Below are 22,624 nucleotides of genomic sequence, written 5' to 3'. Positions count from 1 at the left end.
CCAAAAGGCGTTATCGCGCGCCGATGGCCTTGAATTGACGCACCTGTTCCGTCAGGGCGCGCTCCACGGGCAGTCGTTCCATCGAGGACGCGCCGTAGAAGCCGTGACAGTTGCGGGTGTTCTTCATGATGAAATCGGCGTCGGCGGGATCGGCGATCGGCCCGCCATGCGCGAGCACCAGAATGTCCGGATTGACGCTGAGCGCGGCAGAGGCCCAGGTGTCGATGCGCGCCGGGCAGTCCTGCAATTTCGGCGCGGTCTGCGCCCCGATCGTGCCGCCGGTGGTGAGCCCGAGATGGCAGACGATGATGTCGGCCCCGGCGATCGCCATCGCGGCGGCTTCCTTCTCGCTGAAGACGTAGGGCGTGGTCAGCAGGTCCTTCTCGCGCGCCTTCGCGATCATGTCGATCTCGAGCGCATAGGACATCCCGGTCTCTTCGAGATTGGCGCGGAACACGCCGTCGATCAGGCCGACGGTCGGAAAGTTCTGCACGCCGGCGAAGCCGAGCGCCTTCAACTGGTCGAGGAATACGTCCATGTCGCGGAACGGATCGGTGCCGTTGACGCCGGCGAGCACCGGCGTCTTGCTGACGACGGGCAGCACCTCGCCGGCCATCTCCAGCACGATGGCGTTGGCATCGCCGTACGGCATGAGCCCCGCGAGCGAGCCGCGGCCGGCCATGCGGTAGCGGCCGGAATTGTAGATGACGATGAGATCGACGCCGCCGGCCTCCTCGCATTTGGCCGAAAGCCCGGTGCCGGCGCCGCCGCCGACGATCGGCTCGCCCCGCCTGGCCATGCCGCGAAATCGCCTCAGGAGTGCTGCGCGCTCAAACCTGGCCATCGGTCACCTCGCTAGTCTCCGGCGCGCCCCGGTGCGGCCGAACAGCGTTCGGAACGCAGCTGCGATGGTCGAGGCGAACTCGGGATCGTTGATGTTTCTGGGGACGCGAATGAGCTGACGGTGGCCGGTCTGCCGCACCGTACGCTCCAGCGTGCGGAACAGCGCGGCGTCGGCATCCGGATCCCAGAACGGCCGGCCACGGGTATCGAGCGCGGAGACGCCGCGCTCGGGCAGGAAGAAGCGCACGGGCCCGTCCATCTGGTTCAGCTTTTCGCCGATCCAGCGGCCGAGGCGCTCGTTCTCTTCGGCCGTGGTCCGCATCAAGGTCACCTGCGGATTGTGGACGTGGAACTTGCGGCCCCGGTAACGCTCCGGGATGGTGTCGGGCGCGCCGAAATTGACCATGTCGAGTGCGCCGACCGAGCCGACATAGGGCGCGCGGGTGCGGATGATCGCACCGAAACGATCCTCGGTCGCGGGAAACACGCCACCCATCAGGAGGTCGCAGACTTCGGTCGTGGTCAGGTCTATGACGCCGGCGAGCTGGCCGGTCTCGATCAGCTTCTCCATCGAGCGGCCGCCGACGCCGGTGGCGTGGAAGACGAGGCACTCGAAATCCTCGCGCAGATCGGCGGCGATTCTCTGCACGGCCGGCGTCGTCACACCGAACATGGTGATGCCGATCGACGGCAGGCTGGCGGCGGTCGCGCGCTCCCTGGCTTCGCGCTGATCGAGGCGCGCCTTCACCATGCCGGCGATGGCATTCGCACCGTTCGAGAGCACCGCGCGCGAGATCGCGTTGAGCCCCTGCACGTCGGTGACCGAATACATCATGGTGATGTCGGCGGGCCCGACATAGGGCCCGACATCGCCTGAGGCGACGGAGGAGATGATCAGCTTCGGCACGCCGACGGGCAGGGTACGCATGCCCGGCGCAACGAGCGATGCGGCACCCGAGCCCCCGGCCGTGATCACGCCGGCGATATTGCCTTGCCGCCGCAGCCAGTTGGCGAACGCATCCGCCATCGCGGTCACGGCGGCGCCGCGGTCCGGGCCGAACACGGCCGAGCCGCCGCGTCCGTGGTTCAGCGCGATCTCCTGTGCGGAGACATCGCAGCTCGCGTGCCTGCCGCTGGTGGAGACGTCGACCAGGCGTGTGCGCAGGCCGCTCTCGGTGATGATGTCGCGGATGAAGCGCAGCTCGGCGCCCTTGGTGTCGAGCGTGCCGACGACCAGCACCACCGGCGGTCCGGATGCCTGCGCGGTCGCCGGCTCGCGCTTGCGCCGCGCGGTCTCGTCGAGACGCGAAACCTGCGTCGAAAGCGTGCGTGCGGCCGCTTCGATCCGCGCGATCGGGACCGGCTGCGACCAGCGTGTCGGCAAGGTGGGGTTGGAGATGTAGATCCGGATCGGCCCGCTCGGGCGCGAGGGCTGCGGGGCCGGCCTCGGCTCACTGCCGGCAGCGGCCGCGTCGACATCCGGCTCGAGGGCCGCATGCAGTCCGACACCGAGCAGGCGCTGCTGGAGCTCGCGATCGGCGGCAAGCCGTGCCGAATCGATGATGCGGTTGATGCGGCCGTTGACCATGATCGCGACATTGCGCGAGATCGCGGTGGCGACGCCGATGTTCTGCTCGATCACCAGCACGGCCATGTCGCCGTCCTCGCCGAGCCGCAGCAGCATTTCCTCGACCTGCGCCACGATGACGGGCGCAAGCCCCTCGGTCGGCTCGTCCATGATCAACAGATGCGGATTGGTGAGCAGTGCGCGCGAGATCGCGAGCATCTGCTGCTCGCCGCCGGAGAGCTGGCCGCCGCCATGGTCCTTGCGCTCGGCGAGGCGCGGGAAGGTGTCGTAGATGCGCTCGACGGTCCAGGCACCGGATCGCATGCTGGCGGCGAGCCGCAGGTGCTCGTCGACGCTGAGCGAGCGCCAGAGGCGGCGGCCCTGCGGCACATAGCCGACGCCGAGGCGGGCGATGTGGGCCGGCGAGCGCCGCGTGATGTCCTCGCCGCGGATGCGGATCGACCCGCCGCTGACCGGCACCAGTCCCATGATCGCCTTGCACAGCGTGGTCTTGCCCATGCCGTTGCGGCCGACGACGGAGAACACGCCGCTCTCCAGCGCGAGGTCGACGCCTTGCAGCGCGTGCGAGTGGCCGTAGTAGACGTCGAGGCCGTGGACCTCGAGCGCGGCGGCTGTGCGGCGGGCCTCATTCATGGCCGCCTCCGAGGTAAAGCTCCTGCACCTCGGGATCGGACTCGATCTCCTGCGGCAGGCCTTCCTTGAAGACGCGGCCGTTGTGCATCATCGTGACGCTCTCGACGACGCGCAAGGCGACGTCCATGTCGTGCTCGATGATGATGTAGCCGATATGGGCGGGCAGCGAGGTCAGGATCTCGATCAGCTCCTGCCGTTCGGTCGGGGACAGGCCCGCGGCCGGTTCGTCGAACAGCACGAAGCGCGGGGCGCCGGCGAGCGCGAGCGCGATCTCGAGCTGGCGCTGCTGGCCATGCGCGAGCTCGGCGACGCGCTGGTCCTTCACCGCGGTCAGGTGCACGGCCTGCACCAGGTTGTCGGCTGCGTGCATCAGGGCGTCGTTCTGTCCCGGGCGCAGGAACGAGAAACGTCCGCGCGAGATGCCGCGGCAGGCGAGATAGACGTTGTCCTGCACGGTGAGGCCGGGGAACAGCGCCGAGATCTGGTAGGTCCGGCGCAGCCCGCGGCGGATGCGTTCATAGGGCGGGAAGTGGGTGACGTCCTCGCCGAAGAAGCGGATGGTGCCCGAGGAGGGCGGAAAGTCGCCGGTGATGCAGTTGAACAGCGTGGTCTTGCCGGCGCCGTTCGAGCCGAGCACGGCGCGCCGCTCGCCGGGACGCACGGTAATGGTGACGTCGGTCAGCGCCGCCAGCGCGCCGAACAGGCGCGTCACGCCGCGCAGCTCGAGCGCGGCGCCGGCGCCGGCGGCGGAGAGGCGTTGGGCGACGCTATCCATGGCCGCTTGCTCCGCCCGAACGGCTCGTCGTGGGGCGCTGGCTCTGGCGCCAGCGCTGCCACAGGCCGATCACGCCGTCCGAGGACCAGAATACGATGGCGAGGAAGCCGAGCCCGATCAGCAGCCGGAAACGGTTGCCGTCGAGCCCGAACTTGATCAGGACATCGAGCGCGAAGGTGCGCAGCAGCACGAAGATCAGTGCGCCGATGAAGGGACCGATCGGGCGCGTGATGCCGCCGACCACGGCGATGATCAGCACGTCGATGCAGGCGCCGACGCTGACCGAACCCGGCGAGATCTGGCGGTAGTTCCAGACCTGGAGTACGCCGGCGAGCGCGGCGACGAAGGACGCGAAGGCGTAAGCCGCGACGCGATGCGCATTGACGTTGAAGCCGAGCGCGGCCATGCGGCGGGGATTGTCGCGCACGCCTTGCAGCGCCAGGCCGAACGGTGCGCGGGAGATGTAGTCGACGGCGAAGTAGCACAGCGCGGCAACCGCGAGCACGATATAGTAGAACGGGATGTCTGCGCGCCAGTTGACGCCCCAGAAATGCGGCGTCGCGACGGTGTTGATGCCGGTGTGGCCGTTGAAGATCGCCCAGTTCTGGTTGGTGAAATAGTAGAAGGCCGCGCCGATCGCGAGCGTGATCATGATGGTGTAGATGCCTTCGGTGCGGACGGCCAGCGCGCCGCCGAGCGTGCCGAAGATGGTCGCGAGCGCGAGCGCCATCGGAACCGCGAGCCACCACGGCCAGCCGAGGCTGATATTGGTGTTGGCACTGACGCCGAACACGGCGACCATGTAGGCCGCAAAGCCGGCGATGGTGAGCTGCATCAGGCTGACCATGCCGCCGTAGCCGGCGAGGAACATCAGGCTCAGCGCGATAATGCCGAGGATCAGCGTGGTGGCGAAGATCTCGATCAGGAAGAAGCCGTTGGCGATCAGCGGCATGATCAGGAGGAGGACCGCGACGATCCAGGCGGCGGGATTGTCGATCTCCGGCCATGCCCGCGCGGAACGCTCCGCCACGGCGGCGGGGCGGACGGTAACGCGGGCGTCGTGGGCGAGGGACATGTCAGCGCCTCGCCAGGAGGCCCTGCGGCCGGATTGCCAGCACCAGCACCATGATCAGGAAGGTCACGACGATGGCGTAGGTCGGGATGTAGACCGAGCCGAGCTGCTCGGCGAGGCCGATGATGAGCGCGCCGAGCGCCGCACCGGGGATCGATCCCATGCCGCCGACGATCACCACCACCAGCGAGGCCAGCAGGAAACGGATGTCCTCGCCGGGGGACAGCGACTGGAAGGTGCCGCCGACGACCCCGGCGATGCCGGCAAGCCCTGCGCCGAACGCGAACACCAGCACGAAGACGAGCTGGATGCGCACGCCGGTGGCGGCCAGCATGTCGCGATCGTCGACGCCGGCGCGGATGATCATGCCGATCCGGGTGCGGTTGAGCGCGAGCCACATGCCGACGCCGATCACGACGGACGCCGCGAAGATCACCAGCCGCACCACCGGATATCGGAGATGGACCGGCTCGCCCGAGGATTTCACCGCCGTGATCAGCGGCAGATCCACGGGCCCGATCAGCCAGCTCGGGGTCTGGATCTGGTAGAAGTCGCCGCCGCAGGCCCAGAGCATCAGGTCGGCAAACACGATCGAGAGCCCGATCGTCACCATGGTCTGCCTGAGGTCCTGGCCTTCCATGCGCCGGAACACGATCACCTGAAGCAGCACGCCGACCAGCGCGGTCAGGACGAAGGCAACGATGAAGCTGAGGAGCCAGGAGCCGGTGGCTGTGCTGATGGCGTAGCCGACATAGCCGCCGAACAGATAGAGAGAGCCGTGCGCCAGGTTGACGTTGCGCATCAGGCCGAAGATCAGCGTGAAGCCGCTCGCGACGAGGAAGTAGAGCCCGCCGAGCGTGATGCCGTTGAAGACGGCGTTGAGGAAGACGCGCTTGCGCCCGATTGCCTCTTCGAGGCCCGGCGGCCAGACTGCGAAGATCAGCCACAGCGCGATGGCGATCGCGATGATCGAGATCAGCGCCCAGGCGGGATGGCGTTCGATGAAACGGCTCATTTGCGCCGCCCGCTTGTCCAGGCGGCGCGCCGAAGCTCCACCGAATGCAGGTCAGACAGCCTTGCAGCGGCTGCTCGCCTCGCCATGAACGTGCGCTCCCGTCGTCGCGACCATCTGGGGGTCGCGTTGCGCTCATCCTAGCCGGGCTTTAAGTGCGACATTTGATCGTGAGTATCTTTTCGCGCGGCGGTCAGGCGCGCAAGACCTTGGCGGCGCGACGATAGTCGGTCGGAGCCATCCCCACATTGGCGGCGAAGAAGCGGGTGAAGCCGCTCTGCGAGGAGAAGCCGAGATCGAAGCCGATATCGGCGATCGGTGCCTCGCTGGCGACCAGCGCTTCGAGCGCCTGTTCCATGATCAGCGTGTTGAGATAGAGGTTCGGCGTGACGCAGCCGGTAGAAGTGAGGTCGCGACAGGCCGGACTCGCGCGCGATGGTGTCGAGCTCCATCTCCGCCCCCGGACTCTCGGACATCAGCTTGATGCATTTGCGCACGCGGAAGTCGGTCACGGCGCCGCTCGCCCGCGCATCGCGTACGGTCTCCGCCTGTTGCCAGCTTTCATCGTAGCAAATGTCGATCAGCCGCCGGAGCTCGGAATCGAGGCTGGAGAGCGATGGTGCGCCGCACACCAAGGCGGCTGTTCGCCGGATGTGCTTGTCGAGCGCGACAGTGCGCTTGAACTGCGTGCGGCCGAAGCGCAGCCGGTCGGTGCCCGATGCATCGGGCGCAAACCATTCGGGATTGACATAGAGCACGAAGAAGATCGCGCCGCCGTCGAGGTCGGTCGGCAGAAAATTGTGCGGCTCCCAGGGATTGACGGCAACGACCGAGGTTTCGTTGAGATCGTAGTGGCCGGCGGAGACATCGATGCATGCGGGCATGCCGCCGACATGGAAGATCAGATGACCTTCACGATGCGCGTGGATATTGAAAGGGCGGTTCAACTGATAAACCGTCGCCCGACCGAACCGGCCGTGGAAGACGGCGAGCGCACGGCTCATGCCTTCCCTCCCGAATGTTCTTGTCTTTTCAGCCAGCGTTCAACAACGCCGCCGAGATTGCAAGAGCGGAGAGCGCCCGCGTCAGCAAGTCGCTCCCCGCTCGTCTGCTGCCGATGTGATGCGTCAGTATTTCTTACATTCCGGCACGGTGCGGCTCGGCAGCCCGATCTTCGAGAACACGGCCGGGTCGTAGCCGAGCGTCTGGTTCACGTTCGGGATCACCTTCACGACCTTGCTGAACAGCGCGCCCTTGCCATCATCGACGACTTCGGTGACGAAGTTGGTGCCGATCGCCTGACGATTGGAGTCGAGCTTGATCTTGCCGTTCGGCGCGTCGAGCTCGATCTTCGCGAGCGCAGTCCTGAACTTCGATTGGTTGTCGCTGAGATCGCCATTGACCTCGCGCAGCGCCAGGATCAGGGCCATTGTCGAGCCATAGTAATTGGTCGCGAGCAGTGACGGGCTTGGAAAACGCTTGTTGGGCGGGAAGGCGTCCTGATAGGCCTTCACGAACTTCTGCCAGCCCGGATCCTCCCAGGTATCGGCCTGGCCGCTCGCAGCGATGGTGCCGATCAGCGCGTTCTTGGCATTCCCCTTTGAAGACAGGATGGTCTGGTCGATCATGATGGAGCCTCCCATCAGATGCGCCCTGCCGCCGGCCTGCTGATACTGATTGAGGAAGTTGACGGCGTCCGCCCCGCCAAGCCCGAGATAGATGGCATCGACGTCGTCGGGCAGCGCGGCGATGACGGAGGCAAAGTCCTTGGTGCCGAGCGGAACCCATTGCCGGTTGGTGACCTGGCCTCCGGCGCCGCAGAACTCGAGCACGAGGCCGAACACCTGGGTGTAGATGAAGGAGTAGTCTTCGCCGACGGTCGCGATCTTGCGATACTTCTTGTCGTCATAGGCGTATTTGCCGAGGCCGACCTGCCACTGCGCGCCGTCCATGTTGTAGCGGAAGAAGTTCGGGGCGGGATCGACATAGGTCGTTTCCTGGGCGCCGGATGCCGCATTGATGAAGGTCAGCTCGGGATGGGTCTTTGCAAAGTTCTTCACCGCGATACCCTCGTCGCCGGAGAGCGGCGACAGCAGGATCTGCACCTTGTCCTGCTCGATTAGCTTGCGGACGGCGCGCACTGCCGAATCCGGCGTCGCGTCGGTCGATGCGACGATGAACTCAAGCTCCTTGTCGCCGATTTTCTTGCCCAGCACGTTGAGTGCCGTCTGGTGGCCGCGCATGCCGTCCTCGCCCAGCACCGTGTAGGTGCCTTCGAGGGTTGCGGTCACGCCCACCTTGATCTTTTCCTGGGCGATCGCCGCGCTCGAAAGAAACAGGCTGCTCAGCGCAAGCAGTCCCACACCGCATTTCGACATTGTGCTCCTCCCTGTGTCGTCGCTTTGTTGCCGCGCCGAACCGGGCGCGACGCCCGTGGCTCTCGAACGGCCCGCGGCTTTGGAGGGAAGCTAGCTGAAGTCGAATGCGGTGCCTGCGTGGGCGCCGTGTCCGGTTTGACGGGCAGTCTCATTTTTGAATGTTGCGGCGCAAGTGATTTTGCAGTGCAATCGGCGACCGTGCCGCGCCCTGATGCACCCACCGTCCTCAAGGCATCTCACACCCAGCCGCCATCCACGACGTAGTGCTGAGCGGTGCAGGCGGAGGCCTCGTCGGAGGCGAGGAAAACGGTGAATTTCGCGATCTCGTCCGGCACCAGCCGGCGCTTCAGGCACTGTCGCTGCTGCAGTTCGATCTCGCCCGCCGGCGTCATCCATTTCTCGAGCTGGCGCTCGGTCATGATCCAGCCCGGCGCGATCGCGTTCACCCGAATATTGTAGGGACCGTAGTCGCGCGCGAGGGAGCGCGTGAGGCCGACGACGCCCGACTTGCTGGCCGTGTACGCCGCCATGCCGCCCTGTCCGGCCATCCACGACACCGAGCCGAAATTGATGATGGCGCCGGCCTTCGCCGCCTTCATGTCCGGCAGCACGGCTTGCGCCGCAAAGAACTGGTGCTTCAGGTTCACCGCGATGCGGTCGTCCCAATATTCCGGCGTCATCTCCTCGGTGTTGTGCCGTTCGTCATGTGCGGCATTGTTGACGAGGATGTTGATCGCGCCGTGGGCGTTGCGCGCCTCCGCGACGCCGGCGCGCAACGCAGCGATATCGGTCAGGTCGACGCGCTGGAAATGCGTAGCCAGATCCTGATCCGACAGCTCGCGTGCCAGGTGTTGGCCCTCGTCGGCCTTGATGTCGAAGAACACGACATTGGATTTCTGCTGCGCGAAGCGCCGCACGATCGCAGCGCCAATCCCCGATGCGCCACCGGTGACGAGAACGACCTTGCCGGCAAGGTCGGAATAAACGGCGGCCATGGGCACCTCTTTTTCTTGTGTTGCGGGCGGTGCAAGGCGCCGCCCTGTTGTGCCGCCAACCTTAGCCGCTATCGCCGTGAGGTCCATAGATCAGAATTTTAGTTGCGTACCTCAAAAATCGAAGGCAGGATTGCAGCCAAAGAATAAGAGCCGATCGGGAGGGATGTGATGAGACTGCTCGGGAAGCTGGGACTCGCCGCTGCCGCATGCCTGCTTTGGGCCAACTCTGCCGCAGCCGACACGACGGTCAAATGGCTCCACATCGAGGCCAATCCGGCCCAGGTGAAGATCTGGGAGGAGGTCGCGCGCGCCTATGAGGCGTCGCATCCGGGCGTCAAGGTCGAGATGCAGTTCCTCGAGAACGAGGCCTACAAGGCCAAGCTGCCGACCATCCTGCAATCCAAGGATCGGCCGAACATCATCTACAGCTGGGCCGGTGGAGTCCTGAAGGCGCAGATCGAAGCCGGCGTCCTCGACGACATCACTGATTCCGTGAAGGGTTACAGCGACAGCCTGACGCCGGCAGCGCTCGCTGCCTTCACCGGCAATGGCCGCGTTTATGGACTTCCGACCGCGCTGTCGCAGGTCGGCTTCCTCTGCAACAGGGAACTGATGGCCAAGGCGAAGGTCGATCCCGCGGGGATCAAGAGCTGGGATGATCTGCTTGCCGCCGTCAAGACGTTGAAGGCCGCAGGCGTGACGCCGATCGTGGTCGGCGGCGCCGACAAATGGCCGTTGCACTTCTATTGGACGCATCTTGCCGTGCGCATTGGCGGCAAGCCGGCCTTCGACGCGGCGCTGCGCGGCGAGAACGGCGGCTTCGCCGGCGAAACCTTCCAGAAGTCCGGCGAGCTGTTCAAGCAGCTCGTCGATCTTCAGCCGTTCCAGAACGGTTTCCTGGGCTTCAAGAATCCGCAGGCGGTCGGTTATTTCGGCGACGGCAAGGCGGCAATGACGCTCGCCATCAGCACCGTCTATCATCTGCAGCGCGCGCTCGCCGCCGACAAGGTGGGCCTCTCCGAGGACAAGATCTGCTGGTTCGACTTCCCGGTCGTCTCGGGCGGCAAGGGCGCGCCGACCGACACGCTCGGCGGCATCACCGGCTGGCTGATCACCAAGGGCTCGCCGAAGGAGGCGGTCGACTTCCTGAAATACTTCGTCTCCAGGGACGTACAGACGCGGCTTGCGGCGGGCAATTTCATCATCCCGGTGGTGCAGGGCGCGGATGCCGGCCTCAACAATTCCTTCATGAAGCTGATCGCGGCCAATCTGGCGAAGTCGAACTATCACCAGAACTTCTACGACCAGAGCCTCGGTCCCTCGGTCGGTCGCGTCGTCAATGACGTTACTGCCGAAATCGCCGGCGGCAGCATGAGCCCGCAGGACGCCGCGAAAGCGATCGAGGCGGCCTGGAAGCAGGGTAACTGACGGTGGCGCGACCGATCGCGAGCGCGCCGGCGATGGGCGTTGCGCAGACATCGGTCTCGCCGACGGCGGTGCGCGCCCCCGGCTGGGACGGCCGCTTCACGGTGCTGATCCTGTTCCTGCCGCCGGCGCTGCTGTTGTTCACGCTGTTCGTGGTGGTGCCGATCGGCGAGGCGGCCTGGTACTCGGCCTTCAACTGGAACGGCTTTGGCCGGCCGACCAACTGGATCGGCTTCGACAATTACCGCTTCGTGCTGGAGACGCGCGCCTTCTGGCTCGCGCTGCGCAACAACGGGCTGATCATCGCGGTCTCGCTGCTGATACAGCTGCCGCTGGCGCTCACGCTCGCCTTGATGCTCGCCGAGCGCTTTCGCGGGGCGGTGGCGCTGCGCATGCTGTTCTTCATGCCCTATATCCTGGCCGAGATCGCAACCGGGCTGATCTTCTCGTTCGTCTACGACGGAGACTACGGCCTGGTCGCTTCGATCTGGCGCACCTTCGGCGCCGAGCCGCCGCATCTGCTGGCCTCGACCGACACGGCGATGCTGGCGGTGCTGATCGTCATCGTATGGAAGTATTTCGGCTTCCACATGATGCTGTTCATCGCCGCGCTTCAGGGCCTCGACAAGAGCCTGGTCGAGGCGGCCACCATCGACGGGGCGACGCGGTCGCAGACGCTCCGCCACGTCGTCATCCCGTTGCTCTATCCGACCATCCGGCTCTCGGTGTTCTTCGCCATCATCGGTTCGCTGCAGCTGTTCGACCTGGTGATGCCGCTGACGCGCGGGGGACCTGCGGATTCCTCCAACACGATGGTGAGCTTCCTCTACAACAACGGCATCTCGCGCATGCGCGTCGGCTATGGCAGCGCCATCGGCGTCATCCTGTTCGTGATCTGCGTGACCTTTGCCTTCACCTACAAGCGATGGTTCATGCGCGATGAGTAACACTGAGACCACCCGTGCCGCGTTCGATCCCGCCGTGCTGTTCAAGGCGCTGTTCCTCGCCGTGATCGCCGTCTTCGTGCTGGTGCCGCTGCTCGCGACCCTGCTCGGCGGCTTCAAGTCGCTCGGTGAGCTGCGCGTCAATCCGTTCGGCCTGCCAAGGCACTGGGAATGGCAGAACTATGCCGACATCCTGTTCTCAGCGCGCTACTGGCAGCTGCTCCGCAACTCGCTGGTCATCTCGACGCTCGCGGTGGCGCTGACCCTGATCGTGGCTTCGATGGCCGCGTTCACCTTCGCTCATGTCAGGTTCTACGGCTCATCGATGCTGCTGAGCTACCTGACGCTCGGCCTGCTGTTTCCCGCCGCGACGGCGGTGTTGCCGCTGTTCATCAAGGTGCGCGATCTCGGGCTGCTCGATACGTATTTCGGCGTCGCGCTGCCGCAGGTCGCATTCAGCCTGGCCATGAGCGTGCTGCTGCTGCGGCGCTTCTTCAAGGACATTCCCTATGAATTGCTCGAAGCCGCGCTGGTGGACGGCTGCAGCTACATCAAGTTCTTTCGCTACGTGACGCTGCCGCTGTCACGGCCGATCCTTGCCACCGTCGGCACCATCACCTTCGTCAACAGCTGGAACGCCTATCTGCTGCCACTGGTGATGCTCAACACCGATGCGCTCTATCCCTGGCCGCTCGGTATCATGGTTTATCAAGGCGAGTATTCGTCCGAGTGGCACCTGATCCTGGCCTTCATCACGCTGACCATCCTGCCGACGGTCATTCTCTTCCTTCTGGCGCAGAAGCACATCGTTGCCGGCCTCACCGCAGGCGCGGTCAAGGGATGAACGGAATCTCGCGGAGATCACAATGAGAAGAATAGGCGTCGGAATCATCGGCTGCGGCAATATCAGCACCGCCTATCTGAAGGCGGCCCAGCGCTTCCCGGTCATGGAGGTCAAGGCGCTCGCCGACATGCGCAGCGATGCCGCGGAGCGCCAGGGCGCGGCCTTCGGCCTGCCGGGGATGCGGGTCGATCAGTTGCTGAGGCGCGACGACGTCGAGATCGTCATCAATCTCACGGTGCCGCTCGCTCACACCGACGTCAGCCTCGCCGTGCTCAATGCCGGCAAGCATGTCCATTCCGAGAAGCCGCTCGGCATCAACGTCGCGGAGGCGCGCAAGGTGATCGATCTCGCGGCGCAGAAGAACCTTCGCGTCGGCTGCGCGCCGGATACGTTCCTCGGCGGTGGACACCAGACCGCGCGCAAGCTGATCGACGACGGTGCGATCGGCACGCCGGTTGCGGGCAGCGCCTTCTTCGGCTGTCCCGGCCGCGAGCGCTGGCATCCGGCGCCGGGCTTCTATTACCTGCGCGGCGGCGGGCCGATGCTGGACATGGGGCCGTATTACATCACCGATCTCGTCCAGCTGCTCGGCCCGGTCGCGAGCGTGATGGGCTCGACCGCGCGTCCGAAATCCGAGCGCGTGGTGACCAGCCAGCCGATGAACGGCACGCTGATTCCGGTCGAGGTCTCGACCCATGTGGCGGGCACGCTCGAATTCGAGAGCGGGGCGGTCGTCTCGATCGCGATGAGCTTTGATGTCCCGAAGCACCGGCACGCGCCGATCGAGATCTATGGCGACAAGGGCAGCATGCTGGTGCCGGACCCGAACCGCTTCGGCGGCGAGGTGCAGGTCGCGAGGACCGGCGGTGAATGGGAGACGGTGCCGCCGACGCACGGCCATGTCGACGGTGAGTTCCGCTCGATGGGCGTCGCCGACATGGCCGCCGCGATCCTGAACAACCGGCCGCATCGCGCCAGTGGCGCGCTCGCCTTCCACGTGCTGGAGGTGATGGAGGCGTTCCAGACCTCCGCCGACGACGGGCGGCGCGTCAAGATCGAGAGCCGCGTCGAGCGGCCGGCGATGCTGCCGGCCGGACGCGAAACCGGACAGATCGACTGAGGACAGAAACATGCGCAAGGCAATGATTGTTTGGGGTGGCTGGCCGGGACACGATCCGGATCTCTGTGCCTCGATGATCCGCGGCTGGCTGAAGGCGGAAGGCTTCGAGGTGCGGATCGAAACCACGACGGCGGCGTTCGCCGATCCAGCGATTCACGATCTGTCGTTGATCATCCCGATCTACACCATGTCGAAGATCGAGAAGGCGGAAGCGCTCAATCTCTGCGCGGCGGTGCGCAGCGGCGTCGGGCTCGCCGGCCATCATGGCGGCATGTGCGACGCGTTCCGCGATTCCGTCGACTACCAGTTCCTGTGTGGCGGGCAGTGGGTCGCGCATCCCGGCAACATCATCGACTACAAGGTCGACTTGACGAAGCCGGACGACCCCATCATGAAGGGCCTGAAGAGTTTCGAGCATCGTTCAGAGCAGTATTACATGCATGTCGACCCCGCCAACGAGGTGTTGGCGACGACGACCTTCACCGGCGAGCACGCGCCCTGGATCGAGGGCGTGGTCATGCCGGTGGTGTGGAAGAAGCGCTACGGCGCGGGCAGGGTATTCTACTCCTCGCTCGGCCACCGCGCCTACGAGCTCGACGTCCCTGAGATCCGGACGTTGATGATCCGCGGCATGCTGTGGGCGGCGCGCGAATGACAGCCGGCGCGGCGCAGCCGGTGCTTCGCGCGACGCTCGAGGATGTCGCGCGCGCGGCGGGCGTTTCGCTCGCCACCGTCGACCGCGTCGTCAACCGGCGCGAGGGCGTGCGCGCCAAGACGGTTGCGCGCGTCGAGGCCGCGGTCGCCAAGCTCGGCTATCGTGCCGACGTCGCGGCCGCGCGGCTTGCCCGCGGCCAGACGTTCCGCTTCGCGTTCGTGCTGCCGACCGGCAGCAACAGCTTCATGACCAACCTGACCGAGCAGGTCCAGCGCACCGCGGACTGGCTCGCCGGCCAGCGCGGCTTCATCGATATTCTCCATGTCGACGTGTTCGATCCGGACGTGCTGGCCAGCGCGCTGGAAAACCTGTCGCCGACCTATCAAGGCGTCGCCGTCATCGCGCTCGACCATCCGAGGGTACGCGCCGCGATCGACGAACTCGTGGGCCGCGGGGTCGCCGTGGTGACCCTGGTGTCGGACGCGCCGAGCTCGCGCCGCCTGCACTATGTCGGGATCGACAACCCGGCCGCGGGCCGGACCGCGGCCACCCTGATGGGACGCTTCCTCGCCGGCAACGAGGGGACGGTCGCGGTGATCGCGGGCTCGCTGTCGCTGCGCGATCATACCGAGCGGCAGTTCGGCTTCCACCAGATCCTGTCCAGCGAGTATCCGGATTTGCGCGCGCTCCCGGTCATCGAGGGGCGCGACGACAGCGACCGAACGCGGAAGCTCACGGCCGCGCTGCTGGCGCGCCATGCCGATCTCCGCGGCATCTATTGCTGCGGCGCCGGGAACCGTGGCATCGCCGATGCGCTCGAGGCCTCGGGCCGCGCGCGCGAAGTGGTCTGGATCACCCATGAGCTGACCCAGCACACGCGGCGCTTCTTGGTCCGCGGCACGCTCGACGCCATCATCAACCAGGACCCCGGCCACGAGGCGCGGTCCGCAGCGCGCGTCCTGCTCGCGCATTGCTCGGGTGAGCCCATCAGCCCCGACCAGGAACGCATCCGCATCGACATTTTTCTGCGGGACAATCTGCCGTAACTGCGAGCTCTGATGCGCGGCCGCTGCTCTCGCCCGATCGAGCCGGCGAGGGCGGTTCAGCCTCCGCCTTGCCAGCCGGCGGTCGCGGAGAGGGCGCGCGCGTGGGCGCTCAGGGCCGTCGCTGTCGGACCTTTCAGGTCATCGTCGAGAATACCGATGGGTCCCATCATCGTGATGGCCGCGATCATGAATCCGCCCTGGTCGAAGATCGGTGCGGACAGGGAGGTGAAGTTCGGCAGCAGCGCGTCACGACAACGGCTGATGCCGTCGCGCCGGATCGTGTCCATCATCTCCTCCACCTCGGCCTTGGTGGTTGGCGCGTCATCGACCCGCGTCTCGCGCGAGCGTTCCTCCTTGAGCTCCTGATCCAGCATCTCGCCCGTCAGCGAGCGCGGCAAATGTGCAAGAAAGTTTCGCCCCAGCGCGGACCGCAGCAGGCTCAGGACGCTTCCGACGCGCAGCTCGATGATGGGCCGGCTGGCTCCGCCCTCGACGCGATAGATGATGGTCGGTCCGCGATTGCCCCACACGCCGAGAAATACGGTGTGGCCGATCGTCGTTGCGAGTTCGGTCATGGCCGGCCGCGCGACGGCGAAGACGTCGAATTGCTCGATGGCCGCCATGCCAAGCTTCAATGCGTAGGGGCCGAGGGCATAGCAGCCGGTGTCGCTCTCCTGTCGGACGATGCCCACCGCCTGAAAGCTCACGAGATAATAGTGGACGTTGGCCGCCGACATTCCGGTGTTGGCGGCGATCATCTTCAGCGGCACGGGCCGCATTTCGGTCCTGAGGTAGTCGAGGATCTTGAAGCCGATCTCGATCGACTGAATGCCGCGCCGTCCGGGCCGTTCCGCCTTGGTGATCTTGCCGGGTTTGGCTCCTCGTGCGGATGCGGGCGCCGGATCCGGCGGACGGGGTCGGCGCGGCTTCTTCACTGAAAATCCTTATAGATCAGGGCGTTATGGCGGGTGTCGTGCTGGCGCATTATTGGGCGCGTCGCGCCGGATATTCAAGCTTGCTGTATTTGACGATATCATATGTATATGACTAAATAAAATTGCCTGAAGCGGGGCTGGGTTTGGCCGCGGGCGCAAACAGGGGAATGACGATGGATGCACGAGCGACGGCGGTACCCGCCGACCAGAATCTGACGCGCAGCGAGGAGCGGCAGGTCGTTCTCGCCTCGACCCTCGGCACCGTGTTCGAGTGGTACGACTTCTTCATCTACGGCTCGCTGGCCGTGTTCATGAGCTCGGTATTGTTTCCGCCGGACAACCCGACCGCCGCCGTGCTTGCTTCGCTCGGTGCTCTTGCGGCAGGCTTCGTGATCCGGCCGATCGGCGCAGTGGTCTTCGGCCGCATCGGCGATCTGGTCGGTCGAAAATATACCTTCCTCATCACCATCGTGATGATGGGCGGCGGCACGGCCTTGATCGGCTTCCTGCCCACCTATGCCAGCGTGGGTCATGCTGCATGGATCTCGCTGGTCATGCTGCGATTGATCCAGGGCCTCGCGGTCGGCGGCGAATATGGCGGTGCCGTCATCTACGTTGCGGAGCATTCGCGTCCAGACCGGCGCGGGCTTCTGACCGGCTGGATCCAGATCACATCGTCGGTCGGGCTGGCGCTCTCCATTGCGGTCATCATCGGCACGCAGAGCGTCATGAGCGAGGCCGACTTCAAGGCCTGGGGATGGCGCGCTCCCTTCATCATCTCGATCGCGATGCTGGCGTTCTCGATCTATGTCCGAGCCAAGCTGCATGAATCGCCCGTCTTCACGCGTCTCAAGGCCGAGCGTCGCCTGTCCAGGAGCCCGGTCAGAGACACCTTCGCCCGGTGGTCCAGCCTTCGCCTGGTGTTGATCGCGCTGTTCGGTGTGACCGCGGGGATGGGGTCAACCTACTTCACCGGCCAGTTCTACGTGATGATCTTCATGCAGCAGATCGCAAGGATCGACCTGCAGACATCCTATACCCTGATGGCCATCGGCCTCGTCATCGGTGCGCCGGCTTTCGTTTTCTTCGGCTGGCTGTCCGATCGGGTCGGACGCAAATGGCTGATGATGACGGGTCTCGTACTTTCGGCGCTGTGCTACCGGCCGATGTTTTCGTCGCTGCTGGAGGCAGCAAACCCGCAGCTCGTGGCTGCGACGCGCAGCGCGCCGGTGACGGTGCACGCCGACACCACCAGCGAAGCATGCCGGTTCGGCCTTGCGGCCGCATTGCTGAGCTCGCATGGCGATCACGGCAAGCCTTGCGTCCAGGCCAAGAAGCTGTTGATCGGAAGCGGCATCAACTTCAGCTATGCCGCCCCGGTCGACGGCCAGGCCGTAGCCATGACGGTCAACGGCAAGACGATTGCCGGATACGATGCGGCGGCTTATCGCAAGGCCCTGTCCGAGGCGGGTTACCCCGCCAAGGCGGATCCCGCGAAGGTGTCGTCAGCCTACATCGTCTTTCTGCTGGTCGTCATGACCGTCATCGTCGCGATGGTCTATGGGCCGGTGGGGTCGTTCCTGGTCGAGGTGTTTCCGGCCAACATCCGATACACGGCACTTTCGTTTCCCTACCACATCGGCGCCGGCATCTTCGGTGGCTTCCTGCCGTTCTTTGCAACCTATCTTTCGCTCGCGGTCGGCGACGTGTTTGCGGGGCTCTGGTATCCGGTCGTCATTTGCACGGTCGTCGCCGTGATCGGATCGATCATGCTGCCGAACAGGCCGCAAATCGAGACGGATCACTGAGTATGACATGCTGGCGGGCCGCGGCAGCGGCCCGCTCTCCGTTTCCGTGCCCGGGATGACATGATGGATAGCAGCCGACCGAACACCTACAAGGCGGCCGTCGTTCAGGCCGCGTCAGATCCGACAAGCTCGCTGGTGTCGGCGCAAAAGGCCGCGGCCCTGATCGAGAAGGCCGCTGGTGCCGGCGCCAGGCTGGTCGTTTTCCCCGAAGCCTTCATTGGCGGCTATCCCAAGGGAAATTCGTTCGGCGCTCCCGTCGGCATGCGCAAGCCCGAAGGACGCGAGGCGTTCCGTTCGTATTGGGAGCGGCCATCGATCTCGATGGCGTGGAGGTCGAGACGATCGCTGCGGCGGCGGCCGCAACCGGTGCCTTTACGGTCATCGGCTGCATCGAGCGAGAGCAGGGCACGCTCTACTGCACGGCCCTGTTCTTCGACGGGGCGCGCGGGCTCGTCGGCAAGCACCGCAAGCTGATGCCGACCGCGGGCGAGCGGCTGATCTGGGGGTTCGGCGACGGCTCGACCATGCCGGTGTTCGAGACCTCGCTCGGCAATATCGGCGCGGTGATCTGCTGGGAGAACTACATGCCGATGCTGCGCATGCACATGTACAGCCAGGGCATCAGCATCTACTGCGCCCCAACCGCGGATGATCGCGACACTTGGCTTCCGACCATGCAGCATATCGCCCTGGAGGGACGCTGCTTCGTCCTGACGGCCTGTCAGCATCTCAAGCGCGGCGCCTTCCCGGCGGACTACGAGTGCGCGCTGGGTGCCGATCCCGAGACCGTGCTCATGCGCGGCGGCAGCGCCATCGTCAATCCGCTCGGCAAGGTGCTGGCGGGTCCATGCTTCGAGGGGGAGACCATCCTGTATGCCGACATTGCGCTCGACGAGGTGACGCGCGGCAAGTTTGATTTCGACGCCGCGGGGCACTATTCCCGTCCGGACGTTTTCCAGCTCGTCGTCGACGATCGACCGAAGCGGGCAGTATCAACCGTCAGCGCCGTTCGCGCGCGCAATTGAGGGACCGATGCTCTTCGACATGGGCCAGCTTCCGGCGGATATCCGCTACAAGATTCTCACCGCGACCGTTACGCCGCGCCCCATCGCGTGGTGACGACCCGTTCCCGGGACGGCGCCGCCAATGCCGCGCCCTTCAGCTTCTTCAACGTCCTCGGGCATGAACCGCCGACGGTCGTGCTCGGCCTGCTGCGTCATCCGAACAAGGGCTTGAAAGACACGGCGCAGAATATCGTCGAAACGGGCGAGTTCGTCGCTCACCTGGTGTCGCACCAGATGGCTGAAGCCATGAACGCGACGGCCGTCGATGCTCCGGCCGGTGTCGACGAGATGGAGATCGCGGGACTTCAAACATGTCCTTCGCAGATGGTTGCGCCTCCGCTCATCGAGGGGTGCCCGGTGGCGTTCGAATGTCGCTCCCTCTCGGTTCACGAGACCGGGCCCCGGCAGATCGCGGTGATCGGCGAGATCGTCTGTGCTCATGTGGCCGAGCAGTTCGTGATCGATGCACAGAGAGGCTATATCGATACGGTCGGCCTCGATCTCATTGCCCGCATGCACGGGTCGGGCTGGTATGCGAGGCCCCGCGATCTCTTCCAGCTGGTGCGGCCGGCGCCGATCGAATAGGCGGCCGGCGCCGGGACCTCCCGCCATGGCCGCCCCATGAGCCCCTTGCGCCCGATTGACATCCAATTATTACATGTCTAAAAATATGCAAATTCATATAATTCGTGAGATGCCTGAATGGACGCGCATCCGCTCAAGCTCAGGGTCAGGTCGTATGCCGCGGAGACACCGTTCGTACGGAGCCTTGTGCTTGGCGTGGAGGACGGCCCCGTGCCGCCATGGCAGGCAGGCGCACATATCCGCGTGGCGCTCCCGAACGGAGGCGACCGGCCGTACTCGCTGATGGCCCTGCCGGGTCTTGCCGAGGATGCGCTGGCGCTCGGGGTGCTGCGCGAGGAGGCCTCGACCGGCGGCTCGCAGTTCATGCATGCGCTGAAGATCGGCGATGTCGTCAAGGCAAGCGCGCCGGTGAACAATTGTTATCTGCACGAGGGGCCGGCGCCCGCGCTGCTGTTTGCCGGCGGCATCGGTGTCACGCCAATCCTGTCGATGGCGGCGGAGCTCACCGCCCGCGCAAATCCGTTTCGCCTGCACTACGCCGGCCGCACGCAAGGACTTCTGGCGTTCCTGCCGCATCTGCGGGACATTTGCGCCAAAGGTCTGTCCGTTCATTACGACAGCGACGAGTCCCGTCTGGATCTTGCCGCGGCGCTCAAAGGAGCCGCCGCGAACGCCCACATCTACGTCTGCGGTCCGGCGGGAATGATCGACGCCGTGAAGGCGGCCGCGCATGCCGAGGGCGTTTCGGCGGACCGCATTCACTACGAGCTCTTCAAGGCGGAGCAGCCGTCTTCACCCGACCTGCCGTTCGAGGTCGAGATCAGATCGACCGGACAGGTCGTCGGCGTCGCAGCCGGCCAAACCATTATCCAGGCGCTGGAGGCGGCGGGGCTCGACGTGCTCTACGATTGCCAGCGCGGCGATTGCGGCATCTGCCAGTGCGGCGTGGTCGAAGGGGTACCCGACCATCGCGACGTCATCCTGAGCGACGACGAGAAGGCCTCCAACAAGGTCATGCAGATCTGCGTGTCGCGCGCGAAGTCGGAACGTCTGGTGCTGGATTTGTGAGGGAGGCGAGGGACGCCATGGCGAAATACGGAAGGGATGCCCACGCGATTGCCGCGCTGGTGCGCGAGGCTGAGGTTCATCGCGACGTCTATGTCGACCCCGAGATCTTCGAGCTCGAGATGGAGCATCTGTTCCCGAACAGCTGGGTCTATGTCGGGCATGCCAGCCAGTTGGCGAAGCCCGGCGATTTCATCACCGCCATGATCGGCCGCCAGCCGGTGCTGGCGAGCCGCCATACCGACGGCTCCATCCATGTGTTCTACAATCGCTGTCCGCACAAGGGCGTGAAGATCGCCTCCGAGCCCTGCGGCAACACCGGAAAGTTCTTCCGCTGTCCCTATCACGCTTGGTCCTTCAAGACCGACGGCTCGCTGCTCGCGATCCCGCTGAAGAAGGGCTATGAGGGCACCGGCTTCGCGACACCCAGGCGAATGAGGGGCTGTCCAGGGTCAAGAACGTCGTGATCCATCGCGACTTCATCTTCGCACGGCTCAGCGAAAGCGGCGTCTCCTTCGAGGACTATTTCGGCGAGAGCCTTTCGACCATCGACAACATGGTCGACCGCTCGCCGGAGGGGAAGCTCGCCGTCATGGCGACGCCGATCCGCTACATGCACACCTGCAACTGGAAGATGCTGGTCGAGAACCAGACCGACACCTGCCATCCGATGGTGGCGCATGAGAGCTCGGCCGGCACTGCGGTCAAGGTCTGGAAGCGCGAGCAGGGCGATTCCACGGAAACGCCGATGGCGGTGCAGCTCTACGGTCCCTTCATGAGCCCGTACGAGTTCTACGAGCAGAGCGGCATCAGGATCTGGCCGAACGGCCATGGCCACACCGGCGTCGCCAACTCCATCCATTCGAACTACTCGGATGTCCCGGGCTATCTCGACCGGATGGTCGCGGCCTACGGCGAGAAGCGGGCGCACGAGATCCTCGGCGAGGTCAGGCACAACACCGTCTATTTCCCCAACATCATGGTCAAGGGCGCCGTCCAGATCCTGCGCAACTTCATCCCGATCGCGGTCGACAAGACGCTGGTCGAGAGCTGGGTCTATCGCCTGGTCGGCGCGCCCGACAAGCTCTACGAGCGGGCGCTGATGTACAACCGCTTCATCAACGCGCCGACCTCGATCGTCGGCCACGACGACCTCGAAATGTACGAGCGGGCGCAGGAAGGCCTGAAATCCAACGGCAATCAATGGGTCAATCTGCGGCGGCTCTACGAGAGCCATGAAGAGCAGGACGTCACGGCGGTGATCAACGGCACCTCCGAGCGGCAGATGCGCAACCAGTTCCACGCCTGGGCGAAATTCATGACCATGGACATGGACAAGCGTGTCGAGGCCGCCGAATGATCACCGAGAAGACGATCACGGACTTCATCTATCGCGAGGCCGAGCTGCTCGACACGATGCAGTGGCAGGCCTGGCTCGATCTGTTTCACCCCGAGGGGCGCTACTGGATGCCGCTCGAATGGCAGCAGCAGGATCCGGTGCTCCAGCCGTCGCTGATGTATGAGGACCTGCTGCTCCTGAAGGTGCGGGTCGAGCGTCTGGCCGGCGAGCGCACCTTCAGCCAGAAGCCGAAGAGCCGTTGCCATCATCTTTTGCAGGCGCCGCAGATCGTGGCGTGCGACAAGGCTGCCGGCGTGTTCAAGGCGCGGACGTCCTACATCTACACCGAGACGCGCGGCGACATGCTGGAGCGCTATTCGGGATGGGCCTCGCACGATCTCGTCCAGGTCGGCGATGCCCTGAAGATCAAGCTCAAGCGCGTCGATCTCGTCAATTTCGACGCGCCGTTCGGCAACATCCAGCTCTTCATGTGAGACG

At 65.1% G+C, this 22,624-nt stretch carries 18 protein-coding genes and 3 pseudogenes; 12 read left to right on the top strand and 9 right to left on the bottom strand.

What is annotated here, in order from left to right:
• Positions 1-10: 10 nt before the first annotated feature.
• The 8 genes and pseudogenes from ACFLEY_RS29490 to ACFLEY_RS29455 form a co-directional block, all read right to left on the bottom strand.
• On the bottom strand, positions 11-844 hold the full coding sequence (locus tag ACFLEY_RS29490) for a phosphoenolpyruvate hydrolase family protein (RefSeq protein WP_060911358.1): 834 nt from the start codon (positions 842-844) through the stop codon (positions 11-13).
• A 3-nt stretch (positions 845-847) separates the two neighbouring features.
• A complete protein-coding gene (locus tag ACFLEY_RS29485) occupies positions 848-3,064 on the bottom strand; it encodes an ABC transporter permease (RefSeq protein ID WP_211433319.1) in 2,217 nt (738 codons plus the stop codon).
• Entirely contained in the window at positions 3,057-3,839 is a 783-nt protein-coding gene (locus tag ACFLEY_RS29480) for an ABC transporter ATP-binding protein (protein WP_211433320.1), read from the bottom strand. The genes ACFLEY_RS29485 and ACFLEY_RS29480 overlap by 8 nt, the downstream gene beginning before the upstream one ends.
• The gene (locus tag ACFLEY_RS29475; protein WP_060911359.1) at positions 3,832-4,914 is read right to left on the bottom strand and encodes a branched-chain amino acid ABC transporter permease; all 1,083 of its coding nucleotides are present in this window, start codon (positions 4,912-4,914) and stop codon (positions 3,832-3,834) included. The genes ACFLEY_RS29480 and ACFLEY_RS29475 overlap by 8 nt, the downstream gene beginning before the upstream one ends.
• A gap of 1 nt (position 4,915) precedes the next feature.
• Positions 4,916-5,926, bottom strand: a complete 1,011-nt coding sequence (locus tag ACFLEY_RS29470; RefSeq protein ID WP_060911360.1) for a branched-chain amino acid ABC transporter permease — start codon at positions 5,924-5,926, stop codon at positions 4,916-4,918.
• Positions 5,927-6,116: 190 nt separating this feature from the next.
• Positions 6,117-6,927 (bottom strand): annotated as a pseudogene (locus ACFLEY_RS29465) (helix-turn-helix domain-containing protein).
• Positions 6,928-7,050: 123 nt separating this feature from the next.
• Positions 7,051-8,301, bottom strand: coding sequence for an ABC transporter substrate-binding protein (locus ACFLEY_RS29460; protein WP_060911361.1), 1,251 nt, complete (start codon positions 8,299-8,301; stop codon positions 7,051-7,053).
• 236 nt (positions 8,302-8,537) lie between these two features.
• Positions 8,538-9,296 carry an SDR family NAD(P)-dependent oxidoreductase gene (locus ACFLEY_RS29455; protein ID WP_396604272.1) on the bottom strand — a complete coding sequence of 253 codons (759 nt, stop codon included), beginning with the start codon at positions 9,294-9,296 and terminating at the stop codon, positions 8,538-8,540.
• Between the two features lie 168 nt (positions 9,297-9,464).
• On the opposite strand from ACFLEY_RS29455, the gene ACFLEY_RS29450 reads away from it, so the two are divergent.
• From ACFLEY_RS29450 to ACFLEY_RS29425, 6 genes are read left to right on the top strand one after another with little or no spacing between them, the layout of a single operon-like run.
• Positions 9,465-10,724 (top strand): extracellular solute-binding protein, encoded by a 1,260-nt coding sequence (locus ACFLEY_RS29450; protein ID WP_060911363.1) that lies wholly within the window; start codon positions 9,465-9,467, stop codon positions 10,722-10,724.
• 2 nt (positions 10,725-10,726) lie between these two features.
• Positions 10,727-11,668 (top strand): carbohydrate ABC transporter permease, encoded by a 942-nt coding sequence (locus ACFLEY_RS29445; protein WP_060911364.1) that lies wholly within the window; start codon positions 10,727-10,729, stop codon positions 11,666-11,668.
• Positions 11,661-12,509, top strand: a complete 849-nt coding sequence (locus tag ACFLEY_RS29440) for a carbohydrate ABC transporter permease (protein WP_060911365.1) — start codon at positions 11,661-11,663, stop codon at positions 12,507-12,509. Before ACFLEY_RS29445 ends, ACFLEY_RS29440 begins: the two co-directional genes overlap by 8 nt.
• Positions 12,510-12,531: 22 nt before the next feature.
• Positions 12,532-13,629, top strand: a complete 1,098-nt coding sequence (locus tag ACFLEY_RS29435) for a Gfo/Idh/MocA family protein (RefSeq protein WP_060911366.1) — start codon at positions 12,532-12,534, stop codon at positions 13,627-13,629.
• Positions 13,630-13,639: 10 nt separating this feature from the next.
• Complete coding sequence (locus tag ACFLEY_RS29430) at positions 13,640-14,284, top strand: ThuA domain-containing protein (protein ID WP_060911367.1); 645 nt, start codon at positions 13,640-13,642, stop codon at positions 14,282-14,284.
• Complete coding sequence (locus ACFLEY_RS29425; protein ID WP_060913019.1) at positions 14,281-15,330, top strand: LacI family DNA-binding transcriptional regulator; 1,050 nt, start codon at positions 14,281-14,283, stop codon at positions 15,328-15,330. The genes ACFLEY_RS29430 and ACFLEY_RS29425 overlap by 4 nt, the downstream gene beginning before the upstream one ends.
• 56 nt (positions 15,331-15,386) lie before the next feature.
• On the opposite strand, the gene ACFLEY_RS29420 is transcribed toward ACFLEY_RS29425, so the two are convergent.
• Positions 15,387-16,265 (bottom strand): IclR family transcriptional regulator, encoded by an 879-nt coding sequence (locus tag ACFLEY_RS29420; protein WP_049832418.1) that lies wholly within the window; start codon positions 16,263-16,265, stop codon positions 15,387-15,389.
• A gap of 173 nt (positions 16,266-16,438) precedes the next feature.
• Here ACFLEY_RS29420 and ACFLEY_RS29415 point away from each other — a divergent pair, with 173 nt between their 5' ends.
• The 6 genes and pseudogenes from ACFLEY_RS29415 to ACFLEY_RS29390 all read left to right on the top strand — a co-directional run bounded on the left by ACFLEY_RS29415 (position 16,439) and on the right by ACFLEY_RS29390 (position 22,620).
• Positions 16,439-18,073, top strand: a complete 1,635-nt coding sequence (locus tag ACFLEY_RS29415) for an MFS transporter (RefSeq protein WP_063824321.1) — start codon at positions 16,439-16,441, stop codon at positions 18,071-18,073.
• Between the two features lie 60 nt (positions 18,074-18,133).
• Positions 18,134-19,098, top strand: a pseudogene (locus ACFLEY_RS29410) (nitrilase).
• Between the two features lie 87 nt (positions 19,099-19,185).
• Positions 19,186-19,722, top strand: a complete 537-nt coding sequence (locus ACFLEY_RS29405) for a flavin reductase family protein (RefSeq protein ID WP_396604271.1) — start codon at positions 19,186-19,188, stop codon at positions 19,720-19,722.
• Between the two features lie 117 nt (positions 19,723-19,839).
• Complete coding sequence (locus tag ACFLEY_RS29400) at positions 19,840-20,790, top strand: PDR/VanB family oxidoreductase (RefSeq protein WP_060911369.1); 951 nt, start codon at positions 19,840-19,842, stop codon at positions 20,788-20,790.
• A gap of 17 nt (positions 20,791-20,807) precedes the next feature.
• Positions 20,808-22,147 (top strand): annotated as a pseudogene (locus ACFLEY_RS29395) (Rieske 2Fe-2S domain-containing protein).
• Positions 22,144-22,620 carry an aromatic-ring-hydroxylating dioxygenase subunit beta gene (locus ACFLEY_RS29390; RefSeq protein WP_060911370.1) on the top strand — a complete coding sequence of 159 codons (477 nt, stop codon included), beginning with the start codon at positions 22,144-22,146 and terminating at the stop codon, positions 22,618-22,620. The pseudogene ACFLEY_RS29395 and the gene ACFLEY_RS29390 overlap by 4 nt, the downstream one beginning before the upstream one ends.
• The last annotated feature ends 4 nt before the right edge of the window (positions 22,621-22,624 follow it).

Source organism: Bradyrhizobium sp. YCK136, from assembly GCF_044570075.1.
Classification (GTDB): Bacteria; Pseudomonadota; Alphaproteobacteria; order Rhizobiales; family Xanthobacteraceae; genus Bradyrhizobium; species Bradyrhizobium diazoefficiens.
The sequence above is the reverse complement of the archived record's forward strand: the minus strand, read 5'-3'. Positions and strand labels throughout refer to the sequence as shown.

What these genes read in the sequence shown, in the direction of transcription:
- ACFLEY_RS29460 (WP_060911361.1), bottom strand. Translation starts at nt 8,301, where the DNA reads ATGTCGAAATGCGGTGTGGGACTGCTTGCGCTGAGCAGCCTGTTTCTT.
- ACFLEY_RS29450 (WP_060911363.1), top strand. Translation starts at nt 9,465, where the DNA reads ATGAGACTGCTCGGGAAGCTGGGACTCGCCGCTGCCGCATGCCTGCTT.
- ACFLEY_RS29425 (WP_060913019.1), top strand. Translation starts at nt 14,281, where the DNA reads ATGACAGCCGGCGCGGCGCAGCCGGTGCTTCGCGCGACGCTCGAGGAT.
- ACFLEY_RS29455 (WP_396604272.1), bottom strand. Translation starts at nt 9,296, where the DNA reads ATGGCCGCCGTTTATTCCGACCTTGCCGGCAAGGTCGTTCTCGTCACC.
- ACFLEY_RS29485 (WP_211433319.1), bottom strand. Translation starts at nt 3,064, where the DNA reads ATGAATGAGGCCCGCCGCACAGCCGCCGCGCTCGAGGTCCACGGCCTC.
- ACFLEY_RS29490 (WP_060911358.1), bottom strand. Translation starts at nt 844, where the DNA reads ATGGCCAGGTTTGAGCGCGCAGCACTCCTGAGGCGATTTCGCGGCATG.
- ACFLEY_RS29400 (WP_060911369.1), top strand. Translation starts at nt 19,840, where the DNA reads ATGGACGCGCATCCGCTCAAGCTCAGGGTCAGGTCGTATGCCGCGGAG.
- ACFLEY_RS29470 (WP_060911360.1), bottom strand. Translation starts at nt 5,926, where the DNA reads ATGAGCCGTTTCATCGAACGCCATCCCGCCTGGGCGCTGATCTCGATC.
- ACFLEY_RS29440 (WP_060911365.1), top strand. Translation starts at nt 11,661, where the DNA reads ATGAGTAACACTGAGACCACCCGTGCCGCGTTCGATCCCGCCGTGCTG.
- ACFLEY_RS29430 (WP_060911367.1), top strand. Translation starts at nt 13,640, where the DNA reads ATGCGCAAGGCAATGATTGTTTGGGGTGGCTGGCCGGGACACGATCCG.
- ACFLEY_RS29475 (WP_060911359.1), bottom strand. Translation starts at nt 4,914, where the DNA reads ATGTCCCTCGCCCACGACGCCCGCGTTACCGTCCGCCCCGCCGCCGTG.
- ACFLEY_RS29435 (WP_060911366.1), top strand. Translation starts at nt 12,532, where the DNA reads ATGAGAAGAATAGGCGTCGGAATCATCGGCTGCGGCAATATCAGCACC.
- ACFLEY_RS29480 (WP_211433320.1), bottom strand. Translation starts at nt 3,839, where the DNA reads ATGGATAGCGTCGCCCAACGCCTCTCCGCCGCCGGCGCCGGCGCCGCG.
- ACFLEY_RS29390 (WP_060911370.1), top strand. Translation starts at nt 22,144, where the DNA reads ATGATCACCGAGAAGACGATCACGGACTTCATCTATCGCGAGGCCGAG.
- ACFLEY_RS29415 (WP_063824321.1), top strand. Translation starts at nt 16,439, where the DNA reads ATGGATGCACGAGCGACGGCGGTACCCGCCGACCAGAATCTGACGCGC.